11 protein-coding genes and 1 pseudogene are annotated in these 8,600 nt (G+C 42.1%); 3 read left to right on the forward strand and 9 right to left on the reverse strand.

Going from position 1 to position 8,600, the window contains the following annotated elements; genetic code table 11:
• The 4 genes and pseudogenes from ACWB1W_RS00185 to ACWB1W_RS00200 form a co-directional block, all read right to left on the reverse strand.
• Nucleotides 1-214: pseudogene (locus ACWB1W_RS00185) on the reverse strand (hypothetical protein); the annotation flags it as partial.
• A gap of 449 nt (nt 215-663) precedes the next feature.
• Complete coding sequence (locus ACWB1W_RS00190) at nt 664-1,263, reverse strand: 7-cyano-7-deazaguanine synthase (protein WP_479369373.1); 600 nt, start codon at nt 1,261-1,263, stop codon at nt 664-666.
• On the reverse strand, nt 1,260-2,054 hold the full coding sequence (gene mreC, locus ACWB1W_RS00195) for a rod shape-determining protein MreC (protein WP_479369374.1): 795 nt from the start codon (nt 2,052-2,054) through the stop codon (nt 1,260-1,262). Before mreC ends, ACWB1W_RS00190 begins: the two co-directional genes overlap by 4 nt.
• Nucleotides 2,051-3,076 carry a rod shape-determining protein gene (locus tag ACWB1W_RS00200; protein ID WP_479369375.1) on the reverse strand — a complete coding sequence of 342 codons (1,026 nt, stop codon included), beginning with the start codon at nt 3,074-3,076 and terminating at the stop codon, nt 2,051-2,053. Before ACWB1W_RS00200 ends, mreC begins: the two co-directional genes overlap by 4 nt.
• A 36-nt stretch (nt 3,077-3,112) precedes the next feature.
• Here ACWB1W_RS00200 and ACWB1W_RS00205 point away from each other — a divergent pair, with 36 nt between their 5' ends.
• Complete coding sequence (locus ACWB1W_RS00205; RefSeq protein WP_479369376.1) at nt 3,113-5,206, forward strand: RelA/SpoT family protein; 2,094 nt, start codon at nt 3,113-3,115, stop codon at nt 5,204-5,206.
• Here ACWB1W_RS00205 and tsaE read toward each other — a convergent pair.
• Nucleotides 5,189-5,599: a tRNA (adenosine(37)-N6)-threonylcarbamoyltransferase complex ATPase subunit type 1 TsaE gene (gene tsaE / locus ACWB1W_RS00210; protein ID WP_479369377.1), complete on the reverse strand. Its 411-nt coding sequence runs from the start codon at nt 5,597-5,599 to the stop codon at nt 5,189-5,191. The genes ACWB1W_RS00205 and tsaE overlap by 18 nt on opposite strands.
• Before the next feature lie 173 nt (nt 5,600-5,772).
• On the opposite strand from tsaE, the gene ACWB1W_RS00215 reads away from it, so the two are divergent.
• A complete protein-coding gene (locus ACWB1W_RS00215) occupies nt 5,773-6,477 on the forward strand; it encodes a hypothetical protein (protein ID WP_479369378.1) in 705 nt (234 codons plus the stop codon).
• A gap of 126 nt (nt 6,478-6,603) precedes the next feature.
• Here ACWB1W_RS00215 and ACWB1W_RS00220 read toward each other — a convergent pair whose 3' ends face one another.
• The 4 genes from ACWB1W_RS00220 to ACWB1W_RS00235 all read right to left on the reverse strand — a co-directional run bounded on the left by ACWB1W_RS00220 (nt 6,604) and on the right by ACWB1W_RS00235 (nt 7,999).
• A complete protein-coding gene (locus tag ACWB1W_RS00220; protein ID WP_479369379.1) occupies nt 6,604-6,873 on the reverse strand; it encodes a hypothetical protein in 270 nt (89 codons plus the stop codon).
• A gap of 81 nt (nt 6,874-6,954) precedes the next feature.
• Nucleotides 6,955-7,221 carry a hypothetical protein gene (locus ACWB1W_RS00225; protein WP_479369380.1) on the reverse strand — a complete coding sequence of 89 codons (267 nt, stop codon included), beginning with the start codon at nt 7,219-7,221 and terminating at the stop codon, nt 6,955-6,957.
• Nucleotides 7,222-7,226: 5 nt separating this feature from the next.
• On the reverse strand, nt 7,227-7,646 hold the full coding sequence (locus ACWB1W_RS00230; protein ID WP_479369381.1) for a hypothetical protein: 420 nt from the start codon (nt 7,644-7,646) through the stop codon (nt 7,227-7,229).
• Between the two features lie 23 nt (nt 7,647-7,669).
• Nucleotides 7,670-7,999 carry a hypothetical protein gene (locus ACWB1W_RS00235; protein WP_479369382.1) on the reverse strand — a complete coding sequence of 110 codons (330 nt, stop codon included), beginning with the start codon at nt 7,997-7,999 and terminating at the stop codon, nt 7,670-7,672.
• 112 nt (nt 8,000-8,111) lie between these two features.
• Between ACWB1W_RS00235 and ACWB1W_RS00240 the strand changes: the two genes are divergently transcribed.
• A complete protein-coding gene (locus ACWB1W_RS00240; RefSeq protein ID WP_479369383.1) occupies nt 8,112-8,450 on the forward strand; it encodes a hypothetical protein in 339 nt (112 codons plus the stop codon).
• Nucleotides 8,451-8,600 lie beyond the last annotated feature (150 nt).

Raw genomic sequence — 8,600 nt, forward strand, 5'->3', positions numbered from 1 at the left:
TTGCAAGCGCTACTATCCTGTATATTCCTGCTTTCTTGATGACGTCAAGGTAAAAATCAAGCGTCTTAGCGTAAAGCTCTATAACTCTATCAAGACACTTCTTTTTTCCTTCGTTCGGTTCGTAAACGAAAATGCTAAGTTTAGGTTTTAGAGAGCAAGGATTTAATGAAGAAGGAAGTAGCAATCCAAGACCAAATGGTTTCGTATTTAGCATTGTGAGGAAAACGTTTGTAAAAAGCTTTCATTCTGTGCTTTAAATGTCTAAAGAACCTTTCCACTACATTCCTGCTCCCGAAAGTCTCGTGTATCCATCCACATCTTAGTTTTCTAACAGCCTTCCTATACCACGGTCCTTTAGATGTATTTCTTGTTCCTTGCTTTTATTTTTGTTTCATCCACGTATACAAACATAAGCAAGTGTATAAAGAGTCCTCAGGAACTTTGCTAACGAATGCTACCACAACCTTATAGCCTCGGGACTTACTTCTACTCCTGTAACACTCATCAATACTTCGGACACCTTTTGAAATACTCCTCTATCCTCTCTATCTGCCCATATATCTATTCTCTCATCCCCTTATCTTGGCATCCTCTTTGCAATTTCTAACATCACGAGTATAAACTATAAAGTATTGGTAGAAAATCTGTTAACTGTTAACAACCCTAAAGGAGTTTTATAGCTTCTTCTCTTTCTTTGCACTTTATACATTTTCCGCAGGGTTTTCCGTTAACGGGGTTTATACAGGAGAGGGTTATATTGAGAGGTATATACTTCCCGTATTTCTTTATCACCTCATCCTTTTCCATACCGAAGAAGGGGGTTTCTATAACAAAGGGTTTACTAAGTCCCGAACTTATTAACTCCTCAAGTTTGTCAAAGTAGTCCCTTTTATTGTCGGGAAAAGGATATATACCGAGACTTCCTATAGCACACCTATCTATTCCCTTTTTATACGCGTATATAGCTCCTCTCGTGCAGAGTATAAGGTTCCTGAGGGGAATTTCCAGTTCCTTTTCCGAAGATGGATAATTTTCAAAACGCTTTAAGGGAGCTTTTGCTACGTCTATCTTCAGGTTTAGTATTCCTTTAAATCTCCTTTTAAGTGTGTTTATAACCCTTTTTGCCACCTCCTTTTCGTAGCCTTCCCAAGGAAGTCCGAAGCTAACGTAGAGGGGGTAAACCCCGTAGCCTTTAAGTGCGTAATGAACGAGAAGTGCGGTGCTCTCAACACCACCGCTAAACAAAACGACTATTCTCCTCATTCTTTAAAGACTACAACAAACTCAACTGAGCGGGGAGATACGTAGGGCTTTACCTTAACCTCCTTAAAGAAAGGCGTTTCTCCGAAGCCCGTGTAAATAACCTCTCCCACGGGGAAGGGTGGTATCTTCATCGTTAGGTCTTTGTAAAGAACCTTATCCCCCTCCTTTACGTTGTCCTTTACTTCCACGTAAAGAAGCTTTCCGTAAGGTCTTCCGCCTTTGTAAATGTAAGCCTTGGAGGCGTTTTCAACGGAAACGAGAAGGGATGTCTTTTCGTTGAATAGGGTTATAACCTTACTGGTTGATGGGTAAACTTCGTCCACAACTCCGATTATATATCCCTTAGAAACGACTATATCACCCTTCTTTATATCCTTGTTTTTTCCGTCCCTTATTATGAAAAATCTATCCTCACCCGAAGGGTCGTAAAAGATTATCTTACTTACAATGTATTTTGCTTTTGGGGGAAAGTAAAAATCAAGGTCTTTCTCAAGTTTTGACAGAATCTCCTCATACTGAGATACCTTCTCCTTATAAGCTTGGAGTTCCTCTTTTAACTTCTTGTATGAGCCTATCATCTTCGTAGCTGTCTTTAAGTCCTTTATGTAAAGGAGAGCCTTTTCAACCTCTTCCTCTATCTCCCTCTCCGTTTTTAAAAAGGGAGTGAATATTATGTAAGAGACTTTTCGGAGAAAAGGTTCAACGGGAGAGTAGAACCTCGGAACAAGTATTATCAAAAGAGTCAGTAAAAGAAGCGATAAGAAGTAAAGGTTTAAGCTTCTTAAACTCATTCCATAGATATTCTCCTTATGAGGTTTATGTTTTCAAGAACTTTTCCAAGTCCCCTTGCAACAGCGGTTAAAGGCTCGTCAGCGTAAACCGCCTTTATTCCCGTTTCCTGCTCTATTTTCTTGTCAAGATTTCTGAGAAGAGAACCGCCTCCTGCAAGAACTATTCCCCTCTCCGCTATGTCCGAAGCGAGCTCGGGAGGCGTCCTCTCAAGTGTAGTTCTTACCGCGTTTATTATTGAGTTTACGGTATCCTCAAGGGCTTCAGCTATCATGTGGTTCGTTATTACCGCTGTTCTCGGAAGTCCCGTCATATCCCTTCCCCTTATCTCCAGCTCCCTTTCCTCTTCCTCTGTCATAGCACTTCCGAGTTCTATTTTTATCCTTTCCGCCGTCTGTTCCCCTATAAGAAGGTGTAGCTTCCTCTTTATATACTGAATTATTGCCTCGTTCATCTCGTCTCCCGCAATTCTCAGGGAGTTTGAAACAACGATTCCTGCAAGAGATATCACCGCTATATCAGTAGTTCCACCCCCTATGTCCACGATCATGTTTCCGACAGGCTCCTCAACAGGGAGGTCCGCACCTATTGCCGCGGCCATAGGTTCCGCTATCAGATAAACCTCCCGTGCCCCTGCACTCTTTGCGGCATCAATTACTGCCCTTTTCTCAACAGGGGTTATACCCGTCGGAACTCCGATAACCGTTATGGGCTTCGGCTTAAAAAGTATCCTCCCCATCACCTTTTTGATGAAGTAGGTGAGCATAGCCTGTGTTACTTCAAAGTCCGTTATCACACCGTCCCTGAGGGGTCTTATAGCCTGTATGTTCTCGGGTGTCTTACCTACCATATCTTTTGCTTCTTTTCCCACCGCAAGGATTTTTCCCGATTTCGTATCAATGGCCACTATTGAAGGCTCGTAAAGGACTATTCCCTTTCCCTCCACGAAAACCGCGGTATTTGCTGTTCCTAAATCAATTCCGATATTACTCGAAAATGCACCCAGTAACCTTCCTAATACCATGTTTAAACTCCCTTAAGAAACTATATTAAACACTAGATGCAGAAAGTTGAACAATCGAGTCTTGAAGAAACGCTAGAGAGGGTACTGTCACTTCAACCCGAGGAAAAAAGGGAGGAGATTGTTAAGGCTTACGAGTTTGCAAAGGAGAGACACGGTGAACAGAAAAGGAAGACGGGAGAGCCTTACATCGTTCATCCCTTAAACGTTGCTCTAATCCTTGCGGAGCTCGGGATGGACACGGAGACCGTTATAGCGGGTTTCCTTCACGACCTCCTTGAAGATACCCAAACGAGTTACGAAGAGATAAAGGAGCTTTTTGGCGAAAACGTAGCACAGCTTGTTGACGGAGTTACAAAAATAGGAAAGATAAAGTATAAATCCGACCAGGCTGAAAACTACAGGAAACTAATCCTTGCAACGGCAAGGGACCCGCGTGTGATAATCCTAAAGCTTGCGGACAGACTGGATAATATGAAAACCCTATGGGTTTTTAGAGAAGAAAAGAGAAAGAGAATAGCCAGGGAAACCCTTGAAATATTTGCACCTCTTGCCCACAGACTGGGTGTATGGAGGATAAAGAACGAGCTTGAGGACCTCGCTTTTAAGTATTTATACCCCGAGGAATACGAAAAGGTAAGAAAGTTCGTTCACCAATCAAGGAAGGAGCTTGAGGAGTATCTGAAGAAATACGTAATTCCGAAGGTAAAGGAAGCCCTTGATAGGCACGGCATTAAAGCAGATATACAATACAGAACAAAGCACTACTACAGTATATGGGAAAAGACAAAGAGGAAGGGGATTAAGCTCGAAGACGTTCACGATATACTCGGGGTTAGGATAATCGTAAACACAATTCCCGAGTGTTATACAACACTTGGTATAATTCACAGCCTTTTTAAACCCGTTCCCGGAAGGTTTAAGGATTACATCTCTTTACCCAAGCCTAATCTTTACCAATCCCTTCACACAACCGTTGTCGCGGATAAGGGGAAGCTCGTTGAGTTTCAGATAAGAACTTATGAGATGCACGAACGTGCGGAAAAGGGTATAGCCTCTCACTGGGCTTACAAGGAGGGAAAAAATATAAACGACTCACAAGTTTACACCTGGCTCAGGGAACTCGTTGAGAGCATACAGGGAAGTGCAAATCCTACGGACCTTCTTGAGAACCTTAAAAACAATCTATTTTTTGAGGAAGTATTTGTATTTACTCCGAAAGGAGACCTCATAGTTCTTCCCAAAGGTTCAACACCTGTTGATTTTGCTTATAAAATTCATACGGAAGTCGGAAATCACTGTGCCGGTGCAAAAGTAAACGGGAAGATAGTTCCCCTAAATTACGAGCTCCAAAACGGTGACGTAGTTGAGATAATAACGAATCCTCATAAGACACCGAGTTACGAATGGCTTGCCTTTGTAAAGACTCCAAAGGCACGAAACAAGATAAAACAGTTCTTAAAGCAACAAGAAAAGGAAAGGTATATAAACGAGGGTAAAAAGCTCTTTGAGAGGTTGAGGCAGAAACTCGGCATCCCCCATGAGGAACTCCTGGGGAAGATAAGGGAAAAGGTTCGTTTTGAAAGGGAAGAGGAGTTATACCTTGCCCTCGGAAAGAGAAAGGTATCTTTAACTAACCTCATAAAGCTAATAGCTCCTAAGGAGAGGAACGTTCAACAGCAGGAGAAAAACGAGAGCGTTGTATACCTTGAGGACCTCGGTAATATCAAATACGAGGTTGCCCAGTGTTGTAAGCCTGTCCCGGGAGACGAAGTTTACGGAGTTATAACGAGGGTGAAGGGTTTAGTTCTTCACGAGGCGGGATGTCCGAACCTAAAAAACGTTCTAAAGGTTAACCCGGATAAGGTTAAAAAAGTTGAGTGGAAGGGAAAGGGAAGGTTCCTGACGGATATAAGGATACTTGCGAAAGACAGGATGGGTCTACTCTCGGATATAGCAAGTGCCATATCTCAGGCCAATTCAAACATATACCTTTCTACGACGAGAACGAACGATACGTATGCCGTTATGGACTTCACAATAGGGGTTAAAGACAGAAACCACTTGAACGAGATATGCGAAAGGATTAAGAAAGTGGAGGGGGTTGAGAAGTGCTCACGTCTTTACAGATGAGAAAACTTTAACCCTTCTTTTGTTCTCTCCCGTGTATTCAATCTCTATAACGTAGTCACAGTTATCGTTTTTTTCTTCCCACTCAACCGCTAATATTCCCTCTCCTATGAACTCGGAGTAATCAAAATCTCTAACCCTGTAAAGGTCTATGTGAATTAGCTTTCCCCTCTTTGTGAGATACTCGTTCACCAGCGTGAAAGTAGGGCTCCTGACCTGATGCCCTTCTTTTATTCCAAGAGCTTTTGCGAGTCCCTTAACGAATGTCGTTTTACCTGCTCCCAGCTCTCCCCTCAAGCATATAACCTCGTTTCCCTTTAATTTTTTGGAAAACTCTTCCGCGAACTTAAACATTTCTTCTTCACTGGTTACTATTAACTCCCTAACGAGTTTCATATTTCTTTATAAGGTATAACAAAACGCAATCCTTGAACCGAAATTAGGTAAACAAGTTTCCCAACCTGGGTTAGCGTGTTAGTGATTGTGTCCAGGTCTACTTGCAATTCACACGCATATAATTTAAAAGTGTGGCTACAGTTGTAATCCTTGAAAATTAGGGAGGTTAAAGCTTGGCTTACTTGGTTATCAAGGGTCCCGGTTTCTGGAGGAAAAGAGCATCTATTAGAGTAAGGGATGTAAAAACCTTCAAGTTCCTTTTTTGGACACATAAGGAAGTAAACGAACGTTATATAAGGAAAGGCAAGGTCTTAGTCATTCAAGGGGGAATGGGGGCGGGAAAGACACGGGAACTTAGGAAGATTGAAAAGTTTTCTAAGGATATTTACGGTATAGAAGCGGTTTATATCCCTGTCGGTGAAGGTCTTGAAAACTGGTATAAAAGAGCGGGATTGGAAAAAGATGACTTGAAAGGTCTAAAGCAGTTTGAAAAAAATGAGAAGCTTATAAATGCTTGTAAGGGAAAGGTTGTTATACTCGACGATATAGATAAAGCGGAAAGTAAGGTTAAGGTTGAGGTTGTTAAGTGGCTTATAAGAGTTTCTAAGGTTGTGGTTGTAAGCTGTAGGGATATAAAGAAGGTTAATCCATCCCTTGAGTATGAATTAAGGAAGAAGCTAAGGTTTAAGTCTTGGCAGGGGTGGGATGATAGGTTAATCGTGGATTTGGGAAAACAGGAAACGGAAATAAAGGATATCGGGCTTATCGTTGGGATAGTTTTAGTGGTTTTTGTTGCTCTTTCTTGGGGGCTTTCTCATGCACTACTTGGGGCTTTGGCTTTCAGGTGGATAGTCGCTGAGGCAAGGCAAAATAAATAAAGCGGGGAAGAAAAAGAAATTATCGCTCGTATCTCCTGTTTCCTTGAGTTCTTCAACTTTCTTGAGTAGTTCCTTTAGCTTTCCCTACTTTGCTAATTTCCATGTGTGGATGCATTCTCTAATTTGTTAAACACCATAAAGATAGTCGCAGGCTTTGGAAAGGTGTCTGCAGGCTCGGTAGAGGTTCACGAGCCTATAAAGGTCTCTGGGGGCGTCCTCTTCTCTCCAGCTTGCTATGGTCTTGGAGCGGTTATTAAAACCTTTTAGCTGGACTCTTTTATAGACTTTTTCGTTCTTCCTTATCTCGGTGTGGTTTATGGCTATGGTCTTGTATTGGAGTTTACTTAAGTCCTCTATCCCGTAAACCTTGCAAAGGTCTTTAAGAACTTCCTTCATTTCCTTTAAAGTGGTCTCTAAGGTAGGTAAATAAGTTTCCCTACTCCGGGAAAAGAGGAGAGAGGAAACGGGGCGAGGCATTTACTTGCCTCCTATGAGCTCCATAAAGTCTTTTATGTCTTCGTGGAGATTTAGCTTTAGTTCTTTTATCTTCCAGCGGTTTAGTCCGTTGATTCCTTGAAGGCCTCTTTTTACTGCTTGGCCTAAGTGGTCTATTATTACGAGGGGGATTATGCCGTTTTCTGCGGTTATGTGTATTTCCTTTATTCCTTCGCTGTCTCCGTAAATTTTGAGTTCTATAAAGCTTCCCGGGTCTCCTTCAAGCTTTAGGAAAAGTAGCAGTTGCACTGTTGCTACCTCCCCTCGTAGCTTCCGAAGAGTTGTAGGATTACAGCGTTTATGACTCCTCCGAGGGCTGTTTCTATTGCTCTTTTAATGGCTCTTGTTTCTGCTTTGGTTATGAGGTTGTGAAGGCTGTAGCTTCTGGATTTTTCAAGTTCCCATTTTTCGCATATGCCTACTCCTTCGGTGGTTCTGGTTATGCCTGTTTTGTGAAACTCTAAGGAGAGTTTGACTCTTACCTTGGCATATTCGGAGTTTACTTCTTGTTCTAAGGTCCGGATTTCATAGGATATGGGAAGGGAGGAGAGGATTTTTAAAGCTCCATCCCGTGTTATTTCTATCCTGCCGTTTACTTGCGCAAAGTCTTTGCGGTCAAGGATTGCGAGGGCTTTTTTGACTACCGCTTCATACAGGCTAATTTCTTTGGCCATAGCTTACCTCCTTAAAAAAGGTTTTAGAAGGAGGAGAAGGCATCAAGGACTTTCTTTTCTATTTCTTTGAACCAGTTATCCCACTTCCCGGAGTGTTTACGAAGCTCATCCTCGTGGATTTGGATTATCTTAGCTATTACGTGTTTACAGGGTTTTTCTCCTCTTCCTGCTGGACAATTGCAATCCCACCAGGCTATGCCGTCCTTAATGTCCACTTCTGTGTTATACTTGAGGTAGGAACCAGTCATTAGGCTTTCCCTCGCTCTTTCCAGGAGGGAGCGTCCTTTCCTGTCTTTTTGCTTGCTTGCCCACCTAAAAACTTCCTTGAGTCCTTCAAGTGTTAGCTTTTCCATTTTTGCACCTCCTCAATTGGATTCCTAATTAAGAATATATCACTTGGAAATCTAATTGTCAAGTGTTTTTCTAATTGAATTCTTCAATCTTTGGGCTTAGAATTAAAGATTAATGGGAATAACCATTGACGATATAAAGAGAAGGCTTAAAGAATATTGCTACATATTGGGGCTACCAAGTGATAAAACGGAAAAAATCTTAAGGCTTGAATATACAACTTTAACGCTTGGGAAATGGAAACCAAAAAAAAGAAATGTAAAAGAAGGCTTGCAACTTCAGGGAGCTATAGGAAGTAAGCAGGAAAATATAAAACTCACCACACGTGAGGAGCTGTTTAAACCTATGCGGGAACTTGTGAAGCTGTATAAAGCTTACAAGTTCCTAATGGAAGAGTGGCCGGAGGTAAAGAGAATTTTGAAAGAAGAAAAAGGAAAAGAACCTCGGAAGTAGGTAAAAAAGTATCCCTACCTTGTGAGTTTTAAGTTTCCTTCTGCGAGGAAAAGAGGGAGGAACCTACGTTCTTTATTGCTCAGCGCGCGACCGCACGGGAAGCGAGCTGAGCAAATTGCGGGCTCGGCGGGGGGTTGGGGTATGGGGGAG

The organism is Aquifex sp. (assembly GCF_056494385.1).

Coding starts and splice junctions, on each gene's coding strand:
- tsaE (WP_479369377.1), bottom strand. CDS start 5,599: ATGAAACTCGTTAGGGAGTTAATAGTAACCAGTGAAGAAGAAATGTTT.
- ACWB1W_RS00240 (WP_479369383.1), top strand. CDS start 8,112: ATGGGAATAACCATTGACGATATAAAGAGAAGGCTTAAAGAATATTGC.
- ACWB1W_RS00200 (WP_479369375.1), bottom strand. CDS start 3,076: ATGGTATTAGGAAGGTTACTGGGTGCATTTTCGAGTAATATCGGAATT.
- ACWB1W_RS00220 (WP_479369379.1), bottom strand. CDS start 6,873: ATGAAGGAAGTTCTTAAAGACCTTTGCAAGGTTTACGGGATAGAGGAC.
- ACWB1W_RS00235 (WP_479369382.1), bottom strand. CDS start 7,999: ATGGAAAAGCTAACACTTGAAGGACTCAAGGAAGTTTTTAGGTGGGCA.
- ACWB1W_RS00205 (WP_479369376.1), top strand. CDS start 3,113: ATGCAGAAAGTTGAACAATCGAGTCTTGAAGAAACGCTAGAGAGGGTA.
- ACWB1W_RS00230 (WP_479369381.1), bottom strand. CDS start 7,646: ATGGCCAAAGAAATTAGCCTGTATGAAGCGGTAGTCAAAAAAGCCCTC.
- ACWB1W_RS00190 (WP_479369373.1), bottom strand. CDS start 1,263: ATGAGGAGAATAGTCGTTTTGTTTAGCGGTGGTGTTGAGAGCACCGCA.
- mreC (WP_479369374.1), bottom strand. CDS start 2,054: ATGAGTTTAAGAAGCTTAAACCTTTACTTCTTATCGCTTCTTTTACTG.